The sequence below is a fragment of the Hyphomonas sp. CY54-11-8 genome (assembly GCF_000682735.1).
In the GTDB taxonomy this organism is placed as follows: domain Bacteria; phylum Pseudomonadota; class Alphaproteobacteria; order Caulobacterales; family Hyphomonadaceae; genus Hyphomonas.
On record NZ_AWFD01000016.1, the window covers coordinates 1 to 25,613 of the forward strand.

Annotated in this window: 22 protein-coding genes; 11 read left to right on the forward strand and 11 right to left on the reverse strand. The window is 58.6% G+C overall.

Features of this window, described 5'->3' with window-relative positions; genetic code table 11:
* Positions 1 to 17: 17 nt before the first annotated feature.
* Positions 18 to 182, reverse strand: a complete 165-nt coding sequence (locus HY17_RS20250) for a hypothetical protein (protein ID WP_155843604.1) — start codon at positions 180 to 182, stop codon at positions 18 to 20.
* Entirely contained in the window at positions 182 to 937 is a 756-nt protein-coding gene (locus tag HY17_RS10775) for a DUF4386 domain-containing protein (RefSeq protein ID WP_034766505.1), read from the reverse strand. The genes HY17_RS20250 and HY17_RS10775 overlap by 1 nt, the downstream gene beginning before the upstream one ends.
* Positions 938 to 1,049: 112 nt before the next feature.
* On the opposite strand from HY17_RS10775, the gene HY17_RS10780 reads away from it, so the two are divergent.
* Positions 1,050 to 1,937, forward strand: coding sequence for a LysR family transcriptional regulator (locus HY17_RS10780; RefSeq protein WP_034766506.1), 888 nt, complete (start codon positions 1,050 to 1,052; stop codon positions 1,935 to 1,937).
* Positions 1,938 to 2,003: 66 nt separating this feature from the next.
* Here the strand turns inward: HY17_RS10780 and HY17_RS10785 are convergent, their stop codons facing one another.
* Positions 2,004 to 2,591 (reverse strand): outer membrane beta-barrel protein, encoded by a 588-nt coding sequence (locus HY17_RS10785; RefSeq protein WP_034766507.1) that lies wholly within the window; start codon positions 2,589 to 2,591, stop codon positions 2,004 to 2,006.
* Positions 2,592 to 2,743: 152 nt separating this feature from the next.
* On the reverse strand, positions 2,744 to 3,217 hold the full coding sequence (locus HY17_RS10790; protein WP_034766508.1) for a hypothetical protein: 474 nt from the start codon (positions 3,215 to 3,217) through the stop codon (positions 2,744 to 2,746).
* 102 nt (positions 3,218 to 3,319) lie between these two features.
* On the opposite strand from HY17_RS10790, the gene HY17_RS10795 reads away from it, so the two are divergent.
* Positions 3,320 to 3,943 carry a hypothetical protein gene (locus HY17_RS10795; RefSeq protein ID WP_051599974.1) on the forward strand — a complete coding sequence of 208 codons (624 nt, stop codon included), beginning with the start codon at positions 3,320 to 3,322 and terminating at the stop codon, positions 3,941 to 3,943.
* A gap of 39 nt (positions 3,944 to 3,982) precedes the next feature.
* The gene (locus HY17_RS10800) at positions 3,983 to 4,456 is read left to right on the forward strand and encodes a YbaK/EbsC family protein (RefSeq protein ID WP_034766509.1); all 474 of its coding nucleotides are present in this window, start codon (positions 3,983 to 3,985) and stop codon (positions 4,454 to 4,456) included.
* 12 nt (positions 4,457 to 4,468) lie between these two features.
* Here HY17_RS10800 and HY17_RS10805 read toward each other — a convergent pair whose 3' ends face one another.
* Positions 4,469 to 5,629, reverse strand: a complete 1,161-nt coding sequence (locus HY17_RS10805) for a DegT/DnrJ/EryC1/StrS aminotransferase family protein (protein ID WP_034766510.1) — start codon at positions 5,627 to 5,629, stop codon at positions 4,469 to 4,471.
* A 190-nt stretch (positions 5,630 to 5,819) separates the two neighbouring features.
* Between HY17_RS10805 and HY17_RS10810 the strand changes: the two genes are divergently transcribed.
* Genes HY17_RS10810 through HY17_RS20255 form a run of 3 tightly spaced genes read left to right on the forward strand, consistent with a single transcriptional unit; the run spans position 5,820 to position 8,156 of the window.
* Positions 5,820 to 6,845 carry a glycosyltransferase family 2 protein gene (locus tag HY17_RS10810; protein ID WP_175354447.1) on the forward strand — a complete coding sequence of 342 codons (1,026 nt, stop codon included), beginning with the start codon at positions 5,820 to 5,822 and terminating at the stop codon, positions 6,843 to 6,845.
* A gap of 4 nt (positions 6,846 to 6,849) precedes the next feature.
* Positions 6,850 to 7,950: a glycosyltransferase gene (locus HY17_RS19435; protein ID WP_051599979.1), complete on the forward strand. Its 1,101-nt coding sequence runs from the start codon at positions 6,850 to 6,852 to the stop codon at positions 7,948 to 7,950.
* A 44-nt stretch (positions 7,951 to 7,994) separates the two neighbouring features.
* Positions 7,995 to 8,156: a hypothetical protein gene (locus HY17_RS20255; protein ID WP_155843606.1), complete on the forward strand. Its 162-nt coding sequence runs from the start codon at positions 7,995 to 7,997 to the stop codon at positions 8,154 to 8,156.
* A gap of 182 nt (positions 8,157 to 8,338) precedes the next feature.
* Here HY17_RS20255 and HY17_RS10820 read toward each other — a convergent pair whose 3' ends face one another.
* The 3 genes from HY17_RS10820 to HY17_RS10830 are packed head-to-tail and all read right to left on the reverse strand — an operon-like array spanning position 8,339 to position 11,013.
* Complete coding sequence (locus tag HY17_RS10820; protein ID WP_034766512.1) at positions 8,339 to 9,280, reverse strand: phosphoglycerate dehydrogenase; 942 nt, start codon at positions 9,278 to 9,280, stop codon at positions 8,339 to 8,341.
* Positions 9,281 to 9,285: 5 nt separating this feature from the next.
* Entirely contained in the window at positions 9,286 to 10,002 is a 717-nt protein-coding gene (locus tag HY17_RS10825; protein ID WP_233348759.1) for an acylneuraminate cytidylyltransferase family protein, read from the reverse strand.
* A 33-nt stretch (positions 10,003 to 10,035) separates the two neighbouring features.
* Positions 10,036 to 11,013 carry a glycosyltransferase family 2 protein gene (locus HY17_RS10830; RefSeq protein ID WP_051599981.1) on the reverse strand — a complete coding sequence of 326 codons (978 nt, stop codon included), beginning with the start codon at positions 11,011 to 11,013 and terminating at the stop codon, positions 10,036 to 10,038.
* Between the two features lie 376 nt (positions 11,014 to 11,389).
* Between HY17_RS10830 and HY17_RS10835 the strand changes: the two genes are divergently transcribed.
* The 3 genes from HY17_RS10835 (at position 11,390) to HY17_RS10845 (ending at position 14,570) form a co-directional block, all read left to right on the forward strand.
* A complete protein-coding gene (locus tag HY17_RS10835; RefSeq protein ID WP_034766513.1) occupies positions 11,390 to 12,247 on the forward strand; it encodes an ABC transporter permease in 858 nt (285 codons plus the stop codon).
* Positions 12,244 to 13,548 (forward strand): polysaccharide ABC transporter ATP-binding protein, encoded by a 1,305-nt coding sequence (locus HY17_RS19440; RefSeq protein WP_051599982.1) that lies wholly within the window; start codon positions 12,244 to 12,246, stop codon positions 13,546 to 13,548. The genes HY17_RS10835 and HY17_RS19440 overlap by 4 nt, the downstream gene beginning before the upstream one ends.
* A gap of 92 nt (positions 13,549 to 13,640) precedes the next feature.
* Positions 13,641 to 14,570 (forward strand): Gfo/Idh/MocA family protein, encoded by a 930-nt coding sequence (locus HY17_RS10845; protein ID WP_034766514.1) that lies wholly within the window; start codon positions 13,641 to 13,643, stop codon positions 14,568 to 14,570.
* 18 nt (positions 14,571 to 14,588) lie between these two features.
* On the opposite strand, the gene HY17_RS19445 is transcribed toward HY17_RS10845, so the two are convergent.
* Both HY17_RS19445 and HY17_RS10855 read right to left on the reverse strand, forming a co-directional pair.
* Positions 14,589 to 16,637: a glycosyltransferase gene (locus HY17_RS19445; RefSeq protein WP_051599984.1), complete on the reverse strand. Its 2,049-nt coding sequence runs from the start codon at positions 16,635 to 16,637 to the stop codon at positions 14,589 to 14,591.
* A 197-nt stretch (positions 16,638 to 16,834) separates the two neighbouring features.
* The gene (locus HY17_RS10855) at positions 16,835 to 21,919 is read right to left on the reverse strand and encodes an FkbM family methyltransferase (RefSeq protein ID WP_034766515.1); all 5,085 of its coding nucleotides are present in this window, start codon (positions 21,917 to 21,919) and stop codon (positions 16,835 to 16,837) included.
* Between the two features lie 146 nt (positions 21,920 to 22,065).
* On the opposite strand from HY17_RS10855, the gene gmd reads away from it, so the two are divergent.
* Both gmd and HY17_RS10865 read left to right on the forward strand, forming a co-directional pair.
* Positions 22,066 to 23,136, forward strand: coding sequence for a GDP-mannose 4,6-dehydratase (gene gmd, locus HY17_RS10860; RefSeq protein WP_034766516.1), 1,071 nt, complete (start codon positions 22,066 to 22,068; stop codon positions 23,134 to 23,136).
* A 35-nt stretch (positions 23,137 to 23,171) separates the two neighbouring features.
* Positions 23,172 to 24,128, forward strand: a complete 957-nt coding sequence (locus tag HY17_RS10865) for a GDP-L-fucose synthase (protein WP_034766517.1) — start codon at positions 23,172 to 23,174, stop codon at positions 24,126 to 24,128.
* Positions 24,129 to 24,144: 16 nt separating this feature from the next.
* On the opposite strand, the gene HY17_RS10870 is transcribed toward HY17_RS10865, so the two are convergent.
* Positions 24,145 to 25,557 carry an acyltransferase family protein gene (locus tag HY17_RS10870; protein ID WP_034766518.1) on the reverse strand — a complete coding sequence of 471 codons (1,413 nt, stop codon included), beginning with the start codon at positions 25,555 to 25,557 and terminating at the stop codon, positions 24,145 to 24,147.
* Positions 25,558 to 25,613 lie beyond the last annotated feature (56 nt).

Sequence of the window (25,613 nt, forward strand, 5' to 3'; positions counted from 1 at the left end):
TCGAAGCCGACTCTCACTCAATTACCGGACCAGTTTTCATGTGGCAGACCAAGGGCCCATGGGAAGATCGCCGGTGCCGAAATGGGGGTTTGCGTCACCGCGAACACAAGCGCGGTGAGAATGAACCCCACCGGGAAACCGATAATGAAGAAGACCAGGGTGCGTATGGGAACGAAAGTCATCAATCGGGTCCCCGGTTCGGTGTTGCAGTCTTCAGCCCGGCAAACAGCAGCCAGAGCAGGAAGCCGATTTCGCCGAGTGATGCCATCATCGTGACCGCAAGATCGATATACCCGGACATCGCAGATGTCGATGGCAGCAATGCCAGGGCGAACGTATCGGCCAAATAGGCGAGCCCCGCCAGCACCGGCAGAATGGCAATCAGGCGCGGCATATAGCCGGTTCTGGCAATCATCGCCGCCAGAAGGATCAGGTGCACGCCGAAAAACAGGAGCGACACCATGAACCCGTTCAGATGCGCTTCGGCGAGGAAGAGGATCTGGTCCGGGTTTGCTGTCGCGGCGCCCTGATCGATCAGCGTAATTATGTCGAAAAGACGGGTCAGCGCGGCGGCATGGACCGCGACATAGGCGAGGCGGAAGACCATCGACACCAGGGCCAGCATTGGCGTTGCCGGGGCGAAGATCCAGTAAAACAGGTAGGCGAGGACGACATCGATCAGGGCGGTTATCAGCCACGCAGCAACACCTGCCCGGAACAGGGGCTCGTGCGAGACAATGTTCTGTGTTGTGGCGGCGGCGTCGCCATGGACGATCAGGGTTTCCGAGACGAGGAAATAGGCGGCGCCGCCAATGATGGCGAGCAACAGGTAGAGCGCCCCGGTCAGACGCCCGATCGACTTCATTCCGGCGGGCGGCCGGGTGTCGGGAAATTCCCGGCGGCTGGAAGGAACTGGAACGCTTTCTGAAAGGGTCATGGCAGCCTCGGCATGGTTTCCGGCAAGCGCCGGTTCTCTGTCAGGGCGTAGATAGCCGAAGCCTCGCCATGCATAAATTGCGTAAAAATCTGGAAGTGGTATACGCAAATCGATGAACTGGGATGCGGCAGACTTCGACTGGAACCAGGCGCGCGCCTTCCTCGCGACCGCGGAGGAGGGGTCCTTGTCGGCGGCCGCGCGCGCCCTTGGCGTGACCCAGCCGACGCTGAGCCGGCAGGTCAGCGCGCTGGAAGAGACGCTGGGGATCACCCTGTTCGAGCGCGGCCCGCGCACGACGATCCTGACGTCTGCCGGCCTCGAGGTTCTGGATCATGTGCGGGCGATGTACGAAGCGGCGGCGAAACTATCTCTCTCTGCCTCCGGCCAGTCACAGGCCGTTGCGGGCCTTGTCCGCATCGCGACGACAGACACGCTGGCCTGTTATCATCTGCCGGATATTCTCATCAGTCTGCGGAAAATGGCGCCAGACATCGAAGTCGAGATCCGCACGTCCAACCAATTGCAGGATCTCATCCAGCGCGAGGCGGATATCGCCATCCGCCATGCCAGACCCAGCGAGCCGGAACTGATCGCCAAGAAGGTGCGAACGACGTCCGCAACCTTATATGCCTCGGGGGAGTATCTCGACCGGGTCGGGCGGCCGCGGAGCGTTGAAGATCTTCAGCAGCTGAATTTCATCGGGGTGGATACGCGCGACACGCTGATTGCGCCTCTGAAGCAGAACGGGCTCGCCCTGACGGGATCGAATTTCACCGTGTCTGCCGACAGTGGCCTGGCGGCCATTGAGCTGGCCCGGAAAGGCCTCGGCGTCGGCCTCTTCATCGCGGATGAAGTGGATCAGTTCCCGGACCTGGAAATCGTCTGGCCCGGGTTCAAACCTTTCGACGTACCGATCTGGCTGGTGACCCACCGCGAGCTGCACACCAGCAAGCGCATCCGGCTCATGTTCGATCTGATCTCGGATTATTACAGCCGGTAACAGGCGTTGGATAAATTGTGCCCCGCCTCAAGCATCTGAGGCGGGGCACCTAAGCGCTGCCCGAGATCAGAATGCGAAGGCGACGCCCACGCTGAGACGGTTGCGCTCGTATGCGTCCCCATCGCCATAGGTGTAGACGAGGCGTGCACGGACCTTGCTGGTCAGGGCATGCTCGATGCCGGCTCCATAGGTCGGCATTTCCTCATCGAATGAAAAATCATCGACCGTCGAGGCGCACTGCTGGCAAGGCGGGTTCGGGGTGTGTGTTATGGTTGCGTCCACTTCGAACCATTCGTGACCGATCTGGCCGAAGACGAGGGTGCGCTCACCAAAGACGCGGCCCAACCGGAGGCTTGCGCCATACTGCTCATTCAGATCGATCGCCGAAACAGCCGTCCCGGTAGCGGTGTCGCGTGACATCCGGAACGAGGAGTCCGGCTCGGCCAGCCGGCCCTCAATGCCGAGTACCCAGTTGTCGAAGACCGGAATGTCCCAGCCGGCGAAACCGCCGTACACACCTCCGTCGAGGTCATCAGTGAAATCTTCGTAGCCGGCTTCCAGCCCGGCATAGGGGCCGCTGAACGTGTCTGCGACAGCAGCAGGGGCGAGGGCTGCGACAATGAAGGCACAGCCGGTAATCGCTTTTCTAAACATCTGTTTGTGTCTTTCATTTCAGGCAAAGGCCAAGGGAAACCGGAGGCAAGGGGGCTCCGGTTCAGGTCATTTGTCTTGTTTGGACAGGGGGAGGAGCTGGCCGAGGTTCAGGCCAGTAGTCGGGAGTGGATTGAACGCTTACGGATGAAGGGTCAGGCCGCGGCGCCCAGGCTGGCCATGAACGCTTTCCAGCCATCAATGGTCATCGTCGCAAGATATTCCGCTTGCATGTCAGGGGTCAGGATTTCGACCATGCGGTCCCCCTCCACCCAGACTTCAATGACACCAAAGATGTCGCCGCGCTTGCAGTATTTGGCTGGCCAGCCTTCCCGTTCGGCAATGGCCATGACCGCTTCCAGGGTCAAATTGGTCGCCATGGCGAAATGGGTTGGCGAGCGTCCGCCTGATCCGGGCAGGCCATAGCCGTCGCCGGAGCCTTCCGCCATGTGAAGTTCGGTTCCACGCGGATAAACCTCGACGGCGGTATTGCGCGCATCTCCGGCCATGGCGATCCAGCTGCCTTCAATGACGGGCGGAAACGGGAATGCTTCGCCTTCCCACAATTCAGCAATCACACCGGCAACATGCTCGGGATCATGCGCATCTATCGAAAGATGGAACAACACTGACTTTTCCTTTCATGCTCAGTGAAGGCGCGCTTTTTTCACGTGGCACAAATTGTGTCAATACGGTTTGACACAATTTGTGCCACGCTTTATCAGGACATCATGACCAAGCAGAACACATCAAATCGCCATACCCGCAATAGCGTTTCCGGTTCCAAGGCTTCCGGAAGCGAGCAGATCGATCCGATCGATGCCGCCCTCCTGAAAGTGATGGGTGAAGGCGGCGTCCTCAATCATGACAGGGTGGCCGAAGTGGCGGGCGTTTCGCGGCGAACCGTTTACCGCCGCTATGAAGACCAGACCGCGCTGCGCGCACGTATCTGGACATTGTTAACCTCCACCGGCGCCATGCCGGACAATCTGGATACACTGCTCGACCATGGCTTGCGCGATCATTTCCGCATGTTCGATTCGAATGCCGACGCGACCATGATGGCTATGTCCAGCGTCGAGGGGCGCACCATGCGCAACGAGCGCAAGGCGGAACGCGTCGCTGCGTATACAGATGTGTTTGCCGATGCCGTCAAAGAGCTCGGTCCGGCGGATGCCAGGGAGGCGACTGCCGTGATGCAATTGCTTTGCAGCGGATTTGCCTGGCGTGAAATGCGCGATCAGTGGGACCTCGATGCCGACCGGATGGCGCGGGCTGTCATTTGGGCTCTCAACGCGATGCTTCAGGATCTGAAGGCGCGCGGAAACACGCCACTCAATCAGGAACCCGAATAATCTGCTTCACGACGCCACTCAAAATCGGATGACGACTTCATGAGCCTGCAATCGGTCAAAGCCGCCCTGAACGCCTCTGCGCCGGACCTTGAAGTTCTTGAGCTGGATCGGAGCACGGCCACAGTCGATCTTGCCGCCGAAGCCCTTGGCGTGTTGCCGGGGCAGATCGCCAAGACCCTGTCGCTATATGTGGGTGACGAGGTGATCATTCTCGTCACGCGCGGCGATGCGCGGCTCGACAACCGGAAATACAAGGCGCGGTTTGGCACCAAGGCCCGGATGGTGAAAGCGGACGAGGTGGAAAGCCGCACCGGTCATCCCGTCGGCGGGGTCACGCCTTTCGGGCTGTCACACCCGCTTCAGGTTTATTGCGATGTTTCGATCCGGGCGTTCCGGGAAGTCTTTCCTGCCGGCGGCGCGCCGAACGCGGCGATCCGGATCACTCCGGAACGCCTCGCCGAACTGACCCACGCCGAATGGGTCGACGTGGTACAGTCAGCCCCGCAGACCTGACGCCCGTTCGGGCTAGCCGTTGAACGCGCGGATCGCTTCGATCACGCGGTCCTGGTCTTCTTCGCCGAGATAGGGGTGCATCGGCAGGGCGATGACGAATTTGCTGGCCGCTTCGGTGACGGGCAGGGTGCCGGCGGGCGGGGCCCATTCGGCGGCGAAGTCCTGCATGTGGATCGGCACCGGATAGTAGACCATGGACGGAATGCCCTGCGTGCCGAGATGCGCCTGCAGGCCGTCGCGGTTCTCATGCTCAATGACGTATTGCGCCCAGACGCTCTTGCCGCCGTCAATGACATGCGGCACGCGGCGGACATGGTCTTTCAGACCTTCCGTGTACCGTGCAGCGACTTTCTGGCGCTGCTCGATCTCGTCGCCGAAGATTTTGAGCTTCTCCAGCAGGACAGCCGCCTGGATTGTGTCGAGGCGGGAGTTCATGCCGACGCGCAGCGAGAGGTATTTCGGGTCGTGGTGGAAGTTGCGCTCGGCGGCATCCGTCGGCGTCACCTTGCCATAGACGCGCAGCGCCTCAACCAGTTCGGCGAGCCGGTCGTCATTGGTCACCACCGCGCCGCCGTCGCCATAGCAGCCGAGGGGTTTGGCCGGAAAGAAGCTGGTCGTGGCGATGTCGGCCCAGTCGGTCGTCGCCTTGCCGTTCAGCGTGCAGCCGAAGCCCTGCGCATTGTCGGAGATCAGCTTCAGGCCTTCGCGGTCGCAGATCGCCTTGATGGCGGGATAGTCGGCCGGCTGGCCGAACAGGTCGACGGCGATGACGACTTTGGGGGTCAGCTTGCCTTCGGCCTTCACGCGGGCGATGGCGGCCTCGAGGCTCGCCGGGTCCATGTTGTAGGTGTCGGGCAGGATGTCGACGAAGACCGGCGAGGCGCCCGTCCAGGGCACGACCTGCGCCGTGGCGACGAAGGTGAAAGAGGGGCAGAAGACCGCGTCGCCCGGGCCCACTTCCCATGCCATCAGCGGCAGGGCGATGGCATCGGTGCCGTTGGCGCAGCTGACCGCATGTTTCGCGCCGCACCAGGCTGCGAGCTGCTTTTCCAGCTCGGTTACTTCCGGGCCGAGCACATAGCGCCCGCTTTCGACAACGGAGAGAATGGCGGCGTTGACTTCATTCTCGATGCGTTTGCGCTGGGCCTGAAGGTCGATGAAGGGGAGGCTCATGGGCTTTGTCCTGTACTGTACGCTGCCCCGATAGGCTGCAGCGCGGCTGGCGGCAAGTCACAGAGGATTACGCATTTCGACAATGCAGGCTTTGTTACTCGCGCGCCAGTTGCAGGCCTGATGTTGCCAATCCGCGGTATATAAGAAAGATGCGGGGCGGACCGGCGAGTCGCCGGGAGTGGAGGAATTCTTGCCGGCCATCTCAGTTCTTATTGTGAACTATAATGGCGAGGGCTACCTGCAGGCAGCGCTGGATTCCCTGCGCGTACAGGCTTTCCGTAATTTCGAAGTGATCGTTGTCGATAATGCCTCGACCGACGGTTCTGCCGACAATCTCGACACGGGCGGGCTTCCGGAATTCCGGTTGTTGAAACAGGATGATAATCTGGGCTTTGCCGAGGGCAGCAATGTCGGCGTGAAGGCCGCCAAGGCGCCCTGGGTAGCCATGCTGAACCCCGACGCGGCTGCGCGGCCGGACTGGCTGGACCAGGTGATGGACGGCATCCGGCGTCATCCGGATGTGCACATGTTTACCTGCACGCAGCTGTCGCTGGACGATGAGCAGGTACTGGACGGGGCGGGCGACAATTTCCTCGGCTTCGGCATTCCGTGGCGCGGCGGGTTCGGCCGGCCCGTCAGCGAACTGCCGGAGGAGGGAGAGTGCTTCTCACCCTGCGGGGCGTCTGCGGTGTTCCATCGGGAGACCTATTTGACCCATGGCGGCTTTGACGAACGCTTCTTCTGCTATTGCGAGGATGTCGATCTCGGTTACCGGATGCGGCTGGCGGGTGAGCGCTGCATCTTCCTGCCGCGGGCGGTCGTGTCCCATGCGGGCAGCGGGATCACTGGCCGGGTGAGCGAGTTCGCGCTGTTCCATGGCACGCGGAACCGCCTGTGGACCTATGCGAAGAATACGCCCGCGCCGCTGCTGGTGCTGACCCTGCCGGGCCATATCGCCATGACGCTCGCGATCCTGCTGCGCGGAGCCACGAAAGGCCATGCCGGCCCGGTTTGGCGCGGCCTGATGGCGGGTATTGCCGGTTTGGGCCGTATCCGGGCAGATCACAGTTTCGGTCCGCCGAGCCGCACAGCGTCACTGGGAGAGCTGATGCGCGTCATGGCCTGGAACCCGATGAACCTGTTGGGACAGCGGATTGTCGTCAGACCGGAAGTGCCGACCGCCGCGCCCGATATGTTGGACCCCGCCCGGAGCTGACCCTATGCCAAGATTTGCCATTTCCGTGCCGGTGGGAGCCTGGCACCCCTTCCTCCCGCATGCGCTGGCCAGCCTGAAGGCACAGGGCCCGGACGTCGCCGTTGCCTTGCTGGACGCCTCAGGCGATCCGCGCGTGAAAGCGATCGGCGATGCCGAGGCCGATTGGTTGGCCTATCGCCGCCATGGACCGGACAAGGGCCAGTCGGACGCCATCCTCGAAGGCTGGGCAAATGTGGACAGCCAGTGGCTGGGCTGGCTGAATGCCGATGATATCCTGATGCCGGGCGCGCTGGACCATGTGCGGAAAAAGCTGGCGGGCGAGCCGGACCTCGACGTGATTTACGGGCAAAGCACGATCATCGACGAAGCCTCCGCAATGACCGGCTATCACTTCAATGTCGAACCGCCGGGCCCGCGCCTGTTCGAAGGCTGCATCATTTCCCAGCCGTCCTGTTTCTTTCGCCGCAAGACTTATGATTCCGTGGGCGGACTGAACCGTGACCTGCACTATGTCATGGATTGGGATCTCTGGATCCGGCTCTACAAGGCCGGGGCAAAATTTGCCTTCATAGACGCGCCGATGTCACAAGTGCTGTGGGGCGCGGACACGAAATCGGCATCGCTCAATCGCGGCCGCCGCACGGAGCTGCGCGCCATAATTGCGGCGCACACGCCCGAGGAGAAGCAGAAGGAAATCTTCCGCGCCTTCGCCATTCACGCCATTGCTGACATGATCTGGCCGCCCGTCCTGAAGGACCGGGTGCTGAAACATCTGCGTCAGTTCGGGCAGAGTCTTTACGGCCTGCGGGCGGATGGCCAGATCGCGTCACAGGCGACGCTGTCCCTCGCACATTATTTCGAGACCCCGGTTCGCGGCCTGAGCCTTTCCTTCGATGGCAAACCAGATGACCTGGCCGTCAGCGCAAGCGTGCCTGTCGGAAAGATAGAGCGGTCCGGCAATCAGATCCGTTTGGATTTCGAGACGCCCTTGGCTTCGGGCCAACCGCTCGCCGTCACTGTGATCCGGCCAGAGAAGGACCGGCCGGAGAAAAACCCGAAAGCCCGGCCCCTCTATTTCCGCCAGGCGGCTTGGGTCAGCGATTGAATACGTAAAGCGTGTAGGCGACCGCATAGCCGCGCCGGTTTTCGATGATGAGGCGGCCATCTTCCGTCGCTGAGAAATTCGTGCTGGCACTGGGCCTCGCCGCGCTGGTCAGCTCGCCTGTCGTGAGCGAGAATGCTGCGCCGCCGGAGAAGACAGCTTGCAGGTCCGGGCTGGAGGCGAACCGGGCGAAGAAGATCTTCAGTTAATTCGGAATGGCCAGGATGGCGCTGCCATAAACCGGACCGCCGAAATCTGCCGAAGCGATCTGGTTGTTCTCGATCGTGCCCATTGGCACTTTGAAGGCGAGGCTGCTCAGCACGGCGCCGGGAAGATTTTTATTAAGGCGGATATACGGGGAATCGCGGAAGGCGGGTCCCTGCTGGCCGGCTCAGCTTTCACCCAGCAGACGAGCCATTTTTCCGATCGCGATCCGGCTGACCCGTCGGACAGCGTCTGCCGAGTTCGACCCGTTGTGCGAGCCGAAGATGCATTTGTCGAAGCCGCGCAGGGGCGAGTTCGCCGGGAGGGGCTCGACCTCGAACACGTCGAGCGCGGCCGAATGGACAAGGCCGGACGTCAGCGCTTCGATCAGGGCGTCTTCCACAATGACCGGACCGCGCGCGACATTCACAACCCGCACACCCGGTTTCAGGCGGGGGAAGAGGTCCTTGTTGAACATGCCTCGGGTCTCTGCCGTCAGCGGGCAGGTGAAGATCAGGAAGTCGGCTTCATCAAGGCGCTCTGGCCAGGCGGCGTGTTCCACATCCAGGCCTTCGGCGGGTTTGAAGAAGGGATCGTAGACGATGACGTTGCTGCCGCAGGCGAGAATGCGCTTCGCGGTCTGGCGGCCGATATCGCCAAAGCCGACCAGCGCAACGGTACGTCTGGTCATGGAAATGCCGCTGGGCTTCGGCCAGCCATTGTTCTGGCGGATCTCGCGGTCGATCCGGTAGGTCTCGCGGGCAAGGCCGAGCGTATAGGTGAGCGCGACGTCCGCCACTTCACCACCGAACACGCCGGGCGTGTTCTCGACCGGCACGCCGACATCCTTGAAGGCGGGGAAATCGACATTGTCGACGCCGACGCCCCATTTTACCGCGGCGCGCAACTTGCCGGCCTTGGCCGCCGTGATGACGCGCCGGCTGGCCGGGTCGTCGCCGATGATCCAGCCGTCATAGTCCGGCAGCAGGGCGATCAGCTCGTCTTCGCTCAGCACCTGCGTGGTCTTCGCGGCGATGCCTTCGAGGCCGGCAGCGTGGAAGTCGTTTTCGAACTCTGAGAAGAGGCCCAGCATGGGCGGGCAGGTGACGAGGATGCGGGGCGTGGCCATCGGGATCAGCTCTCCGGCAGGGTTTCGCCCGCTGCCACGCGGCGCAGCAGGGATTCAGCAATGAACCAGTCGGACGGCTCATCGATGTCGACAGATTCCAGGCTCGGCGTCGTGAACAGGATCGGCTTCTTGCCGATACGTGCCTCGGTGGCCGCAAAGCTATCCGGCGAGAACAGGTAGCCGACCGAATTCTCTTCCATGTAGGGATCGAGATCCTGCGTCCGGATCAGATTGTCCGGATCGTGATTAATCGGCGCGCCTTCTGGCGTATAGAAACGCGTCTGCAGGCGGTTCACCGTGAACAGCGAGTCTGCCGTGCCAGCTTCCACGCCCGCCATATAGGCGTCCAGCATCCGGCGGATCGTTGCCGGAGAAAGCAGCGGGTTCGTCGTATGCGTCATCAGGTAATGGTCTGAGGGGACGTTCGCGATGTCGTCGCCAAGGACGAGGTTCATCGAAACAAAATCGCCGCAGATTTCCGGTTTGCGGTCGCGGATCATGACCCGGCCGTTTGCCTCGCCATCCTGCAGGCCCTCGGCCGCGAGAATGTCGCGTGCGTCCGTATTGATGACCACCAGGTCAATCTCGGGCACTTCGAGCATCGTATCGAGGATCCAGCGGAAGAGGGGCTTTCCGGCGATGTCCCGGAAATTCTTGGATTTCACCCGCGCGCTGTGCGCCTTCATCGGCAGGAGCGCCGTCAGTCGTTTACCGTATATCATGGGAGCGGTGTTTGCGTGGCTTCCGGCTCGGCGTCAATGCGAGGATTTCGCCTCGGCATGGATTTTCTGGGCCTCGTCCTTTCGGGCTGGCCTATGGGGCGATTCCGGCCGCTGGCGTACGCGGCGCGGATAGTAATATTGCTCTTTCTGGGCACGGGAGAGCTCGCGGTGATTGTTGTGGCCGCGATAGGTGCCCCAGTACTGCATGAACCGGTAGGCGACGATGTCGAGCGCGTGTTTCCGGAACTGTTTCAGACGGGCCGCTTCGATCAGGTCGTTCGTGATGCCGGCCGTTAGGCAGCGCATGAAGTCGAACAGGTTGAAGTGCACTTCCGGCATGATGTCGCGCATCACCAGCGCTTCGCGGAAATAGCGCCGGTGGGTCTGTTGCAGACTTTCCTCGTGGATGTGGGTTACGGCGGCATCGGCGACATAGCCAATCTGCCCGCCAGCGCCGACGATGGCCTTGGCGAGGACCATGTCTTCCAGGCCGGTGACGTTTTCGTCGAACCGGTGCGCCGCCCAAGCCTTACGGGTCGCGGCAGCGTTGGCATTGTTGCAGAAGAAGCCCTGTTGGGTGAGATCGCTTTCCTGACCGTAATAGTGGGCGAAGACCTGTGCCTCGGAAAAATGTGTTACCCCCGGCATGCCCACCTGACCACCATAGGTATAATCGCACTGGCCGGCCTTGAGCGGTGCGATCAGGTGCTCCAACCAGGTATCGCTGCAGGGAATGCAGTGCGCCGAGATGAAGACCAGGTAGTCGCCGGTCGCGCCATCGCAGCCAATGTTCAGCGACCGTCCGAAAGTGAATTCCGACTTGCTGATGTGGAACACCTGGCAGCCATGTTCCTGTGCGATGGCGATCGTGTTGTCCGTCGAGCCGGAGTCCACGAGAATCAATTCAACTTCGGTGTCCGGATTCAGCTTCTGCGCAAGGCAGGCCTTCAAAGCCTCTCCGAGCCATTTTTCTTCGTTGAGGGCACGGAAAATAATGCTGACAGTCGTCATGAAGCTACAACTTCGCCTGAATTCCAGATCAAAGGTCTATCCGGTATAGAAACCTCGATTCCGTGAAGCAAGTTAATCCTGCCGCAGGGAAAGTGTTTCGCAAGCTGTGCTTTAGAAGCGCCCTTGTGCCACATGCTGTTCCATCTTGGGGCGTTTTGTAGCGTAACCGGCGTGCTTTCGTTGTAGGTCGTCGCGTGGACGGCTTGCAGGCATTGCGAATGCGCCAACATAACAAAATTTTCATGTTGTCTGGACGGCATGCCCAGCTTCATTCGTTACGTTGACACATATTAAACGCTCGGGCAGCAACAAAATGGATTGCAGCGAGTGATGTCTCCATTCCGAATCATCAACACGCATAGTGGAGTAGCGGGAATTGTCTGACATCAAATCAGGAACTCCACAGCGGTCCTATCGTCCCAACAATCGTGCCGACGCCAATATATTTTCGGCAATTGCCGCGCTCATCGGAGAGATCAGGCAATACCGGTCCCATATCGCCACGATTTTCGCTGCGGACTTCAAGAATACATATCGAGGCACGGTCTTCGGTGTGTTCTGGAACTTCACGCTGCCGCTGATACCGATTTCGGTCTACATCCTTCTTGTCAGCCTGAGGGTGTTCCCCCGTTTCGAAGGAATCCCGCCAGCGGTTTACCTCAGCTTCAATGTGACGATGTGGATGCTGCTGACCGGCGTAATTACGCGATCCATTCAGGTGGTGAAGTCGCGGACGCAGGAGGCGATGAAAACCTCCATTCCCCTTACAGCGGCGATCAGCTCGTCATTCGCTCAGCTGTGTTTCGACACGCTGGTTCGACTGGTCCTTGTAGCCGTCCTGGTCGCTGTTTTCGGTCCGGTCCCCAAAGTCAACATTCTCTGGTTGCTTCTTGCGATCTCGAGCGGCCTGTTGTTCTGCCTGTCGATTGGCCTGACATTGTCGATTTTCAACATGATCTATACGGATGTTGAGCGCCTGACGACGATAGTGCTCCAGTATGGCATATTCCTGAGCGGCGTGATTTTCCCGATCAGCACTCTGGGGCCGTTGGCCGTGACCGAGAACTACAATCCCTTCAACGTCTTTATCAAATCTGCGCGTGATTTCCTGTTCTTCGGAGGACACCCGGACGCAGCCGCCTTGCTTGCCTGGGCGGGCGTAGCGGTCGTTCTTTCCCTGCTGTCCTTGCGTTTCTTCTACGTCATGGAACTCCGCATCCGGGAGACCGTATGACCCAGCAAGATATGCCCGATCCTGGAATGCCGATCCTTCAGGTGAAGGAAGTGGGCAAAGTTTACGCCCGGCAAAAGAAGGATGTCCGGCGCAAGCTGGGTGCGGCCGCTTGGCGTGCATTCTTCGGTATCCGCCCGTCCACCAAGATCACCATAAAAGGTTCGCAGTTCTGGGCCGTCCAGAATGTGTCGTTTGACCTCGCCAGAGGGGAAGCGATCGGGATTGTCGGGCTCAATGGATCGGGGAAGACAACCCTGCTGCGGATGCTCGCGGGTCAGATCCCGCCGGATGCCGGTGAAGTTGTCGTGCACGGCTCTTCGGCGGCGATGATCGATTTGCAGGCCGGTTTCCAGTCCGCCGCAAGTGGGCATGAAAACATCTTTCTGCGTGCAGCGGCACTCGGCTTCACGCGGCAGGAGACGCGGGCCCATCTGGACGAGATCATTTCCTTCTCGGAACTGGGGGATGCCATCCACGCGCCGCTGGCAAGCTATTCTGCCGGGATGCGCATGCGTCTCGCCTTTTCCGTTATGGCGATCGTGTCGCCAGACGTGTTGGTGATCGATGAAGTACTGGCCGTTGGTGATTTCAGGTTCCGCCAGAAATGCCTCGCGAAGGTGCGGGAAATGCGCGACCGCTCCGCCTTCGTGTTCGTTTCTCACTCGATGAGCGATGTGGCGAAGTTCTGCGACCGGGTCATCGTGATGCACAAAGGGCAGGTGTACTTCGAGGGAGATCCCGAAGAAGCGATCGAAGTGTATGAATCGCTCGACTCCGGCACGCCCGCAGCGGACGCCAACCAGAAACTGATTGCGGCCATGGGGCCAACATTCCACAATGAGGGTGCGGTTTCAGATGTGCAGCATTTCTGGTGCGACACGTCAGGCGAGCCGATTGAAGAAGTGGCTTTCAATCAACCTTACGCCATGCGCATCAAGTTCACGTCGAATATTGACGTCCGTAACCTGATTATTGGTATTCCGGTCTGGGCAGTGAACACACACTATACGACGGGCTTGTCGACGCAGATCAATTCACACAAGTTCGATGTGCGGAAAGGGGAGACTGTCGATCTCCTGCTGGAGGTGGAAGGCGGCTACCTGAATCCAGGTGCCATCAAGTCGATGCTGACGATTCTTGATGGTCCGGAATTCCTGTTCCGGCAGAAAAATCCTGACCTGCACGTCCTTTCGGCCTCTCACCCGACATGGGGGGCCATCACTGTGCCGCACACCTGGAAACGTCTGGATCGATCTGATGGGCACCAATCCGGCCCAAAACTGGTCCGTAAGAGGGGGTAGCGTCTCTCCCGAATGTTCTGGCTGTCCGGTCATGCGGGCAGCATTGATAATCCGGCCCTAAACCAACGACTGAGACCGTGAGGCAGACATTGATGGAACCGATCCGTATCGGTGTTGTCGGACTGGGAAAGATCGCCCGGGATCAGCACCTGCCGGCCATCCGGAGAAGCCCGGATTTTGATCTGGCCTTTGTGGTCGATCCGGTCTCCAGTCCCGATGAAGAGATTCCGGTTTTTCCCACACTTGATGCTGTCTTTGAGGCCGGCCTGTCATTCGATGCGGTTGCGGTTTGCACACCGCCACAGCCCCGGATGGAATTGTGTCGAAAGCTGCTCGAGGGCCCGTGCGCGTTGCTTCTGGAAAAGCCACCGGCTCAGACGCTCGCTGCTGCGGAATCCATCAGGGACCTAGCGAACGCGAGGGCAGCGAGCCTGTATGCGGCCTGGCACTCCCGCCATTCCCCGCATATGGACATGGCGAAAGACTGGGCGCGTCGCCGCGCGCTGCGGGCCGGTTCCATTGAGTGGCGGGAGAATGCCGCCAAGTGGCATCCGGGGCAGGGCTGGCTATGGCAGGCCGGCGGGTTTGGTGTGTTCGACCCCGGTATCAACGCACTTTCCATCCTGACGGCGCTTTACCCGATAAATTGGGAAGTACGCTCGCCGGTGTTCAGGATGCCAGCAAATGCCGGAACGCCGATCGCCGCCGATTTCGAACTTGCCGGCGCTACCGCGAGCCTGAATGTTGCGTTCGAATTCCATTCGGAGGCTGAGGAGATTTGGACAATCCGGCTCGTTGCAGAGAACGGCGATGTCCTGGAGCTTTCTGATGGCGGGGCAACGCTGTCTATCGGGGGAAGGCAGGCACCGCCAGCCGATGTCTCGGAATATGATGGCGTGTACCAGCATTTCGCTGGTCTCGTGCGTGCCGGCAAGTCGGATTTTGATCTCGCACCGCTTGCGATTGTCGAACAAGCCTTTGGCAAGGCCCGCATGATCCGGACGGATGCCATCGATTACTGAGCGATTGCCGACAACGCGTCAGAAGCGTGAACCAAGTCCAATCCAAGCTGCCAGACCAAGCATACCAGCGAGAAGAAGCAGCAGAAGCGGACTCGCTAAGATACGGGCAGCGAAGCGCCTTGTGGCACGTAGCGCATGGAACAATAGCGGAGACGCTTCGCGCAGCTTCAGGGCTGGTCCGGCATACCATACGCGCCCGGCGGAGACCTCGACCTCCGCTGAATATCCCGCTGGCAATAAACTCGTAGCCCGGCGATTATTTTCCTCCGGACGTACCGGCTTTCTGGGCTTTGTGACGGTCGCGGCGGCGTTGCCGTCAAACAGGCTGTCGAAATCGCGGCGTGGATAGACTTCAAGTTTTCCGCCGACTGTGGCGTTGTAAATCTCAACGCCCAGAAGTTCACCGACCGTGCGGGCATAGCGGTGGTGCTCGATCATCATATCTGTCTGCGGATCGTGCCATTTCCGGCCTGCGCCAAAGTAACGTGGGTCGAAATGGTTTGGGTCGTTGTCATGCGTTGAAGTCAGGGCGAGACCAGCTTCTCCATTCGCCTTCACGCCTTCCTTCACCGTGTCTTCCGGTACGGTATAATCCGTATCGCAGCCGATCAGGTAGATCTCGGAGAAGCCCATATAGATGGCTATTTGCAACATCGTGATGGTGACGGTGTAGGGTTGGACGATGTGGTCGTCGATGTCAGTCGAGAACATCGAATAGGGCAGGTTCTTGAGCGAGTTTTGCTGTTCCCTGAAATAGTACCGACCTTCTGCCGGAGGCAGGATTGTACGTGTGGGGAAACGCCTCATTTCGCCCGAATGTTCCACAACCTCATTAGGAAAGAACGCCGTTATGGTTGGGCAGTCGGCAAGCATGTTGTCTATGTCGGCTGCCCGGTCTGGCAAGACGCGGGAGTCAACGCAGGCATAGTAGGTTGGCCGCCAGTTGATCCTGTCGAACAGGAGAAAGATGCTATTGCATCCAAAGACGGTCTCTCCCTCGAGTTTGCCGAGGTCCATCTTGTTCAGGGAGGGGCCGTTACCCATGATGAAGCAGCGTTCGCCTGCGTGAAGGTCCTTGAAGGGTGTGAGGTCGTCGCAGGTGAGCAGGTATTCGGCCGTGTCGCGCCGGATGACAGACGACGTTGGTTCAGGCGATAGCGACTCTTCACGCCGGGAGACGTCTTCTGCCGTGATCATTGGAGGATCGCAGATGGACAATTTCCGGTCGAGCGCGTCAGCTTCCGCAGGTGTGAGCGGATGAATTGTCTCGGGAAGCATGGCCTGGAATGTCTTGCGATATGCATCGTCCAGCGTTTCTGCTTCGCGCTGGATGATCGAAAGGGTTTCGGCTTCATAGCGGTCCGCGAAGGCGACGGAGCGTTGTCCTTCCCGATACCGGAACGTGCCAAGCGGCATCTGGTAAGTATAAAGTTCTGCGTGGCGGAAGAACCGGACCCAGAGTTCGAAATCGACGGCGATGTCTACGTCACGCGACAGATGGGCACCCGCGCGATCCCACAGTGAGCGGCGCCAGAAAGTCGACTCCTGCTGGATCCAGCGATAGTTCCCGTTCAGGAAGCGGATACGCGACCAGCTGAGCGGCTTGTGGAGTTTCCAGGTGCCGTCATCGTGCAGTGCGGATGGCTGACCCGTAACCCATTCGACTTCCGGGTATTTAGAGAAGAGTTCGCCGATTGCGGCCAGCGATCCGGGAAGGAGCAGATCGTCAGAATTGATCCAGCCCATGATGTCGCCGGAGGTCATCGCGAAGCCCTTGCTGAGGGCATCGACATGCCCCTGGTCCGGCTCAGATACATATGCGCTCAACCTGTCCTGGTACTTGTCAATAACTGCTTGCGATCCATCCGTGCTCGCGCCGTCAATGACGACATATTCGAGATTGGGATAATTTTGATCGAGCACCGACTTCATGGTACGATCGATATACTCGACCGAATTGAAGTTCGGCGTGACAATCGAGATTGAAGGCGGATTCAGCACCGTCCGCTTTGGGTCAGGCGGCAGCGTCTGCCGTTCCCTTTTTAGCGGATTTCCACCAAATCCCACGCGTCCTGCTCCTTCATCCGGATTCGATGCCGCTGCCGTATCACCGTGTTCAGGTTTACCGAACTCACCTGCAGGAACCAGTTCAAATTCAGGTATTCACTGCATTCCAGTGAATGAAAATGAGTGAACAACAGCCGGACTTTCCAATTGATAATCAGTAAAAGCCCCCGCCCGATGATATCGGGCAGGGGATCTGATTAGTGGATGTCGTCGGCCTTTGTCTGGCGTTCAAGATAAGGCGTTGTTGCTGACTCCGGTGACATGACTGGTGTAGTCCGGCCTGACTTTGCAGGTGCCTTCACCACACGGTAGACGCACGTCCGCCAGCTTGCGCCGACTGGCGAAACGAAATCATGACCGGCGAGTTCCTTGTCGACATAGTCGGTTACGTCAGGCCAGTCCGGCGAGTTGTAATCATCCAAAATGATGTATCCACCGAGCTTCACCATGCTGGCATAGTTCTCGAAGTCTGCCTTCACGCCTGCATAGGAATGGTCACCGTCGATGATCAGGACATCGTAGGTTTTCCTACTGGCGGCTTCCATGGCTTCCGGTTCGGTGCTGAGGTGTTTGATCAGCGTAAATTCGTCGTCAGACATGCCGACCCGTGCGAGATTGCGGCGCACAGCGTCTTCATTGATGACCTGTCCGGTCAGAATGTCTGCCTGCGTCTGATTGTAATAGCCTTCCAGCGGATCGAGCAAGGTGAAGTGGGCCTTGTCGAAATGTGGCGCAGCGGAATCGTAGATGATCGCGGCACCGGTGGCGAAGAGGGTGCCGATCTCAAGTACATCCAGGGTCTTGCCCTTGACAGCACGGGCGACCAGCGTGCGTAGGAGAATATCCTCCACGGAGGTGGCGAGGCGCCCGTCGAGACGGCGTTCGATGTCGCAAGCGCGCGAAGCCATGTAGCCAAGCACTTGTTTGGATATCGGCACCGAAAGGCGTTTGCGCCACTCATTCTCCAATGTCTGAATGTGTTGATCGCTCAGCCGACGGTTAAAGTGCTGGTACCAGCGGGTATTGTCGAACTGGGCCCACTTGTCGGTTGCGGCCAAGCGGGATTCCAGTTCTGTGACTTGTCCGGAGAGGACCGTGGCAGTTTCTACACCCGCGCGCGCCCGGTTATTCGCGTGATCGATAGATACCTTCGTTTCCACAATTTTCTGCGTCAGGATAGAATCAACCCGGCCCAGTTTGTGGCGTACGGCTTCGACGGTCTCCTCAAGGGATTTTCTTTGAGCCTCTAGATCGGCATCCGCTTTCTTGAGAGCCTCGATCTGTTTGAGCTCAGTGCCCTGTTTTTCGAGCATGGTCCTGGCATTTTCAAGAGATGTACGGATTTCGTTGATCCGGGCATCGCGAAGGGCAAGCTTTTTGTCGATCTGGGATGACTGATTGATCTGTTCGCGAAGCCGCAGAAGCTCCGCCTTCAGATCATGCGTTTCAATGTGCAGCGAAGCGGCATGTGCATAGGCGCGGGCTGCGACATAGGTGAGGATCAGGGTCAGGACCCCGAATGCCGTGCTGACCAGCAGCCAGGGGCGAAGACCACCGAAGCGGGCGTCCAGGCTGAACCAGGCGACCAGAGCGGCAATTGCGACAAGAGCGGCCAGCAGAATCCGGCTGTGCATCACATGAACCATTGCGCGACGGGCAAACCGGAGCAGCTCGAACATCAGGGGAGATACAGAACGCAGCTTGTGAGCCATAGAATAATACCAGACTTTTTTGGAAGAGGCGGGGGGCTCGCTGCCGGCACGTACCGGAGGGGGCACGTGAGGGGACGGTTGGACGGTTTTCGGTGGAACTTTCTGGGGAGTGGGCATAGCACGCCGTGTGACAAGCTGGTTGAAAGCCGACTCTACAGCCTCCAATCCGGGATCTTCACGGAAAGCCAGTAGGTTCCCCCAGCTATTCTGATCGACTTCATGTTCGGGATAAGCAAACACCCTGCGCCAGTCATGGGGGATGCCGTAGCGAACGATCGGATGCCATTCACTCACATAGACGGCATACCCTTTGTCCTGAAGGTAATCGGCCACGGTTTTCCAGTCGTGACCAAGCTTGAGGGTCTTCGCGTCTTCGAATTCGCACTCGACGACGTCCGGTGTCAGGTCGTCCCAGGGCACGCCTTTCAGGACATTCAGGTCAAAACCTTCGACATCGATCTTGAGGAAATCGACGGACTTGATCCCTCGATCACGGACAATTTCTGCCACAGTGGTGGCGTCGACCTTTGTGGTAACCGAATGCGTATCGCGGAAAGCATGCAAGCCGCTGATGCCGGTACTTTCATCCGATGTAAAAAACTCCAGCCCCGTAGCGGGCTTGTCACTCACCGCACGCGGATCAATGCGAACATTTTCTGCTTCGCCGAAACGAGCCGTGAGCTTCTTCCGATTGTTCGGATCCGGTTCGAAGCAGTGGATGCTCCAGCCGAGAGAGTGAAAGTAGCCAGCCGACGTGCCAAAATGTGCACCGACATCCAGCATGACATGCTGGCGTCCTTTGCGCGCTTTCAATAGATGAGCAACGATCGCAGTCTCATCGACCTGAGCATGGCTGGCGCGCAGAAGACCGTTCGCCGTGTTATCTTGCGTGGATTTCATGTTCACTCTTTGGCGGTTTGACTCTTCTTCGTACCATGCATGGTGAAGAGCGACCCGCTCCTTTACGTTATCTGTGCGGATTGAATCCGATTTTGGGTGCCGGCGCCAGTCGCCCAGGACATCCTTAAGACTCACAACCTTGCCGAAAACCGGCGCCAGCCGCGTTGTGCGGACGTCCAGCCAGGTCGAAACATGTTCGTCAGGCAGGAGCCATTCGAGGCATTTCTCAAGATAGGCGCGTCTGTACACAAGGCCGCTGGTCGGCTGGTAGAAATTGACCCGGCCCTCACGTTCGTAGAGTTCCAGTGTGATCTCTTCATCCGGAAAGAGTGTGCCGCGTCCGTCGAGCGGGGCGCCGGATTTGTCGATCAGTTGCATGCCATGCTGGCACAAGACCACATCCAGTTCGTCAAATACTGGGACAACAGAGGCGACCTTGTTGGCATCGAACCGGTCGTCACCATCCATCAGACAGATGATTTCAGCGTCGGTTTCAGCCAGCGCTGCCTTCATCGCGCGCTGTTGATTGAAGTTCGGAATATTGATGCCGTGCTCAAGGAAAACTGCGGTGATATCGCTTCCGAAACTCCGGATGATGTCTGCTGAGGTGTCTGTGGACCCGTCGTCCACAACAATGACATCCGTATCGGGATAATGTTGCTGGTTGCTGAGTGCCGATGCAATCGCCTCGCTGAGATATCCGCCATTGTTGTAGTTGATGATGATGATGGCAGCTTTCGGCGAGCCGAGGCGGGATGCCTTCTCCAGCAGTTCCGGGTCCTTGATCGCGTGGAACAGTTTAAACTGCGGCCAGCCGAGGCGCTCTTCGAGCTGCTCTTTCGACAGGAATTTTTCGGGGCGCCAGTGCTCGAACATGCCGGTAACGACCGATTCCGGTTTGCGCGTCAGGGTCCAGTTGTACCTGTGCTCGCCGAAAATGATCGTGTCATCCTGGTCCTGATCGTTCTGTGCGCCGAGCTCAATGTAGCCGAGTTCGCGAGCGAGCCAGACATCGAACGAGACATCCAGTTCCTTTTCAATCAGGCGGTCCCAGTCGAGATCTGCAAGCGCCTCGACGCTATAGAGGGAGCATCCCGCGAAGTGGTTTTTCCAATGGGGTTTGCCTGGCTGAACGGTGCCGCCGCCGGTTCCAATGACCGGTTCGTCCGGGTTGGCCTCAAGCGCAGCAAGAAAGGGGTCCAGCCACCCTTTCTGGGTCGGCACGCAGTCCGGTTCGAACCAGAAGAAATGTGTGTATCCCATTTCCTTCATCAGCTGAGCTGAGCAAATGAAGGTCAGGTTCGGGCCGGCCGGGTGCGGTTTGTCGACGGCATCCGGAAACCTGTGCTCCAGGTCAGCGCAGACAATTCGCGGCATTGTCAGGTGCGGGAGTTGGCTTTCGCCATGCTTGAAGACGTGAATGTGATCGACCCCGGCGGGGGCGTACTTCTGTGTTGCCCGATAGTGCCGCTCGGCCGTTTGCGCATCACCTTTCCAGAAGGCTGTCACCAGCGCGATGCGCGGCGATTCAGGGACAGCCGGAGGAATGGCGCGCGCGGGCTTCAATGCGTCTTCGAGGGTTTGACGGGGCAGAGCTTCGAGTGCGCCGCCGACGGTACAATTGATCAGCTGCTTGCCTGCCGCCTCATATTTTTCGCGGGACAGCACATAGGTGCTTTCCATTTTGCCGGTGTCGGCAGCTTGCCATGTTTTGCCTTTGAAATACGCCGGATCAAAATGGTTCGGGTCTTCTTCCTTCTGGACCAGTAGGTCGCCTTCCTTGGCGGCGGCTTTCTGCTGATAGCTGTTGTCGAACCCGGTCATGAGCACACGGTCGTACCCTGCCGAGTACAGGATTTGCAACCAAAAGTAGGTGACCGTGGAGTGCCAGGCGACATTCTTGAGGACGTCTTCGGAGAAGAATAGCTCACCGCCATCCGCGTTCAGGAGGATCGTTTGTTCGTCGGGGTGGAGCGTATTGCGAAGCCAGAACGGGAAGAACTTCCACAGTTTTTCATCCAGTCCGAATGCGTAGGGCTCCTGATCGGCGACGAGGTAATTGGTGACGGCGACGCCTTTTGCGTACTGGCGCAGTTCGGGGTGTTTGATCGCGTAATTGCTGACATAGACATCCCGGCCTTTGAACAGCGAAAAGTCCACCTTGTTCAGGGAAGGGCCATTGCCCACGAGAATGGCGGTGTCGCCTGTTCGATCGGCCTTGAAGCGCTCGAAGCGAGCTGCTGCTTCACCTGCAGCCTGGCGGATCCAATTGACGTCATAACCGAGCGTTTTGCCGGGTACATAGTAAGGATATTGTTCGACATTTGCCGTTTCCGGTTCAAACCGGCCCGCCTTGGCGATCTTTTCCTTTAGTTTTGTATAGGTTTCGCCAGATATGGGCGTGTATGGCTGCGTCCAGGCGCCAAGATCCATCAGCGCCTGCTGCACGGCGAGCGCGGCCTGGTCACCCTGAGCGACAGCGGCGGAAATCGACTCTATGGACCGGTCTGACCCATTGAAAGCGAGCAGGTAGCGATTGAGTGTTTCTGTAAATGCGGCACCCGAGCGGGTGCTGTTCACCAGTTGCCGCAGAACCGGCAGGCTGACAAAACCGGAGTTCGTCCAGGCTTCTGTCGCCTCATTAGATTGGAAGAGATTACTTCCCTCCATTTGCGTCGCTCCTGTTTCGACTGGTCTTAGTAGTTGGCCTCACCGGATATGGGCGGATGTGTCAAGCTGATCGGGTAGGTTGATAGCTGGTTGAGGTTAACGGGCTTCCGCCATATGGAGAGCCAAAGCAAAATGGGAATCCTTAGATGACGAGTAAAACAGCCCTGATCACAGGCGCCACCGGGCAGGATGGGGCGTATCTTGCGCGCCTATTGCTTGAAAAAGGTTATACAGTGCATGGGCTGAAACGTCGCTCGTCTTCATTCAATACCAGCCGTGTCGATGACATTTATGTGGATCCTCATGATCCTAAGGGGCGTTTTCATCTTCATTATGGCGACATGACGGATTCGACCAACCTGATCCGTCTCGTCCAGGAAACGCAGCCGGATGAAATCTACAATCTGGCGGCGCAAAGCCATGTCCAGGTAAGCTTTGAAACGCCAGAATATACGGGCAATGCCGACGCGATTGGCACCTTGCGGCTGCTGGAGGCAATTCGGATTCTTAAAATGGACGAGACCGTCCGCTTCTATCAGGCGTCGACGTCCGAGCTTTACGGCAAGGTTCAGGAAGTGCCGCAATCTGAAACGACTCCGTTTTATCCGCGCAGCCCGTACGCCGCAGCCAAGCTGTATGCTTACTGGATCACGGTGAACTATCGCGAAGCCTATGGCATGCATGCCTCCAACGGCATTCTGTTCAATCATGAAGGCCCGACACGCGGCGAGACGTTCGTGACCCGTAAAATCACGCGGGCGGTTGCGGCCATCCATCTTGGCCTTCAGGACAAGCTTTATCTCGGGAATCTGGATGCAAAACGCGACTGGGGACATGCCCGGGACTATGTCGAGGGCATGTGGCGCATTGTCCAGCACGACACGCCCGACGACTGGGTTCTGGCGACAGGTGAAACCCACGCGGTCCGTGAATTTGTTGAGCTTGCCTTCGCCGAAGTCGGCGTAACGATCGAGTGGAGCGGGAAGGGTGTCGATGAGGTCGGCAAGGACGCAAAGACCGGCAAGGTGTTGATCGAGGTCGACCCACGCTATTTCCGCCCGACCGAAGTTGACCTGCTGATCGGCGACCCGACCAAGGCCAACACCCAGTTGGGCTGGAAGCATACCACACCCTTCCGCGACCTGGTGACAGAAATGGTACAGTCGGACCTGTCGGTGGTGAAAGGTGAGACCTGGCGCAACAACCGCGTGGACTGACCGGTCCCGGCGCCAGAACTGCAGGATGAGACGACATGTCTGACTATGAATATGAGCTCTCCGGCAAACGTGTGTTTGTTGCCGGCCATCGCGGCATGGTTGGTTCAGCAGTTGTGCGCCGGTTGGGTCAGGAGGGCTGCGAGACCCTGACGGCTGGGCGGGATGAACTCGACCTGATGAACCAGGCGGCAGTCCGCAGCTGGTTCGCTGAGCACAAGCCGGACGCTGTCGTTCTGGCAGCTGCGAAGGTGGGCGGTATCCTGGCGAATGATACGTACCCGGCGGATTTCCTGTATGACAATCTGATGATCGAAGCCAATGTCATAGAGGCGGCGTTTCGATCAGGTGTGGGCCGGCTGTTATTCCTCGGCTCGTCCTGCATCTATCCCAAATTTGCACCGCAGCCGATCGCCGAAGAGTCCCTGCTTACCGGGCCGCTCGAACCGACGAACGAATGGTACGCCATTGCGAAAATTGCAGGCATAAAGCTCTGCCAGGCCTATCGCCGCCAGCACGGCGTCGACTACATCTCGGCCATGCCGACGAACCTTTATGGCCCGGGCGATAATTACAATCTTGAATCCTCCCACGTCATTCCTGCGCTGATCCGCAAGGCGCATGAGGCAAAGCTGGCAGGTGCGCCGTCCATGATGATCTGGGGCACCGGAACACCCATGCGGGAGTTCCTGCATGCGGACGATTGTGCGGATGCTTTGGTGCATCTGCTGAAGGTCTATTCCGGTGACGAGCATGTGAATGTCGGCTCCGGGGAAGACCTGACCATCGAAGCGCTGGCGCGTCTGGTGATGGATGTGGTCGGCTTCGAGGGGGATCTGGAAAAGGACCTGTCGAAGCCCGATGGGACGCCCCGGAAACTGATGCAGGCCGACAAGCTGCGCGCGCTCGGCTGGAAGCCCAGGATCAGCATGCGCGATGGGCTCGAGGATGCCTATCGCTGGTTCCTGGAACACCAGCACGAAGCAAAGCTGTAGGAATCAGGCGGTCAGTTTAATTTTGCTGGGCCGACCTCGCTTTTTCCTCCTTGATCTTGCCAACAACAAAAATGGCGCCCTGCCGTGTCAGGTGGGCAGTATCGAATTGTGTAATGGAGTCAGGTGTTTTTCCGACACGGGTCTGGCAGTTACGATCCGGACACAGAATATCGATCGGCGAATAGTAAGGGACATCCATCTCCTCGGTCAGTGCGTGAAGCGCGTCGTTGGCGTCATATGGATATGGCGACTGCCCGGTGCTCAGGCGTTCCGGGAAACTGTGGTGCTTGTCCACATAGCGAGCGATCTGGTCCGGCAGTGTCGTTTCCCATTTGGGAACGGGGCCGATGATTTCTATGTCGTCAATTCCGGCCTTCCGAAGCGTGTCGATCGTGTTTCTCACATCATCGATCATTGTTACCGACCATGCCGCTGACAAAAGAACTTTGTCTGGTCGGGTGCGCACGATCATGTCGAGCACATCATCGTTGATTTCCTTGCAGCCTGGTCGGTTACTGACATTCCTTCCTGGCAGGGGAGCGCAAAGAGAGGATGTGAGTTGCAAGATGTTATATTCGCCGCCGAACTCTTGCTCGTATCCGCGATAGAAATGGGCGGCCTGGCTGTCTCCCCAAAGCAGCAGAACTGGTTTGTTGCTGTCGTAGTTGCTGATCTCGCAATTCCTGAAGACATCCGGCTGCTGCATATTCTGAGGCTGGATAAAACAGGTGCCTTCACGCCAATCCTCGTTTGGATCGTATTTGAAGTTGACCATGGTTTCCAGGATCACGTACCGGTATGGAACCAGTTTGCCCGTGTATACGAGTCCAAAGCCGATGATCAGCGCGGCGGTGATTGAGCCGCAAAAAAAATAGAGAGTTTTCTTGCTGATGACATCACGTCTGCGAAGTGGCTGCTCGATCAATGTGTAGGTAAGCGCTGCAAGTGCGAAGGAGATCGCGATTAGGATGAATTTGTCGCCGACATCCAGGGTGCCAATCCAGATGCGTGCGAATGCAAAAACCGGAAAGTGCCAAAGATAGAACGAGTACGATATCAGCCCAATCGATACAAACGGGCGCGAACTCAGTAATCTGGTGACCATTCCTCCACTGCCGGCAAACCCTATCACCAGTACGGTGCCGACAATCGGAATCGCCGTGATGAGTGATGGGTGACGCATCGTATCGTAGAATAGAACGATGGATATAACGATCATCGCGAGGCCGACGGCGGTCAAAATTTCATCCATCACGCCAAAGCGTTTGAGCGTACCGTTCCGGCCAGCTGTGCCGTGCATGACCTGGCCCACCAGTGCGCCGGCCAGAAGTTCCCACCCCCGACTCGGCAGCAGATAGAAATTGGCATCCCTGAAATGCGTGCTGCCATACTGTGCGAGTGCGAGGGAGGCAAAAAAGAGCCCAAGCATGACAATGGCTTGCCCAATCGGACTAGTCCAACCGTAGAGTTAGAGTCGGCGGTTGG

Excerpts from the sequence above, each read along its gene's own strand:
- HY17_RS20250 (WP_155843604.1), bottom strand. The coding sequence starts at position 182 with ATGACTTTCGTTCCCATACGCACCCTGGTCTTCTTCATTATCGGTTTC.
- HY17_RS10775 (WP_034766505.1), bottom strand. The coding sequence starts at position 937 with ATGACCCTTTCAGAAAGCGTTCCAGTTCCTTCCAGCCGCCGGGAATTT.
- HY17_RS10780 (WP_034766506.1), top strand. The coding sequence starts at position 1,050 with ATGAACTGGGATGCGGCAGACTTCGACTGGAACCAGGCGCGCGCCTTC.
- HY17_RS10785 (WP_034766507.1), bottom strand. The coding sequence starts at position 2,591 with ATGTTTAGAAAAGCGATTACCGGCTGTGCCTTCATTGTCGCAGCCCTC.
- HY17_RS10795 (WP_051599974.1), top strand. The coding sequence starts at position 3,320 with ATGACCAAGCAGAACACATCAAATCGCCATACCCGCAATAGCGTTTCC.
- HY17_RS10800 (WP_034766509.1), top strand. The coding sequence starts at position 3,983 with ATGAGCCTGCAATCGGTCAAAGCCGCCCTGAACGCCTCTGCGCCGGAC.
- HY17_RS10805 (WP_034766510.1), bottom strand. The coding sequence starts at position 5,629 with ATGAGCCTCCCCTTCATCGACCTTCAGGCCCAGCGCAAACGCATCGAG.
- HY17_RS19435 (WP_051599979.1), top strand. The coding sequence starts at position 6,850 with ATGCCAAGATTTGCCATTTCCGTGCCGGTGGGAGCCTGGCACCCCTTC.
- HY17_RS20255 (WP_155843606.1), top strand. The coding sequence starts at position 7,995 with ATGATGAGGCGGCCATCTTCCGTCGCTGAGAAATTCGTGCTGGCACTG.
- HY17_RS10820 (WP_034766512.1), bottom strand. The coding sequence starts at position 9,280 with ATGGCCACGCCCCGCATCCTCGTCACCTGCCCGCCCATGCTGGGCCTC.
- HY17_RS10825 (WP_233348759.1), bottom strand. The coding sequence starts at position 10,002 with ATGATATACGGTAAACGACTGACGGCGCTCCTGCCGATGAAGGCGCAC.
- HY17_RS10830 (WP_051599981.1), bottom strand. The coding sequence starts at position 11,013 with ATGACGACTGTCAGCATTATTTTCCGTGCCCTCAACGAAGAAAAATGG.
- HY17_RS19440 (WP_051599982.1), top strand. The coding sequence starts at position 12,244 with ATGACCCAGCAAGATATGCCCGATCCTGGAATGCCGATCCTTCAGGTG.
- HY17_RS10845 (WP_034766514.1), top strand. The coding sequence starts at position 13,641 with ATGGAACCGATCCGTATCGGTGTTGTCGGACTGGGAAAGATCGCCCGG.
- HY17_RS10855 (WP_034766515.1), bottom strand. The coding sequence starts at position 21,919 with ATGGAGGGAAGTAATCTCTTCCAATCTAATGAGGCGACAGAAGCCTGG.
- gmd (WP_034766516.1), top strand. The coding sequence starts at position 22,066 with ATGACGAGTAAAACAGCCCTGATCACAGGCGCCACCGGGCAGGATGGG.
- HY17_RS10865 (WP_034766517.1), top strand. The coding sequence starts at position 23,172 with ATGTCTGACTATGAATATGAGCTCTCCGGCAAACGTGTGTTTGTTGCC.
- HY17_RS10870 (WP_034766518.1), bottom strand. The coding sequence starts at position 25,557 with ATGCTTGGGCTCTTTTTTGCCTCCCTCGCACTCGCACAGTATGGCAGC.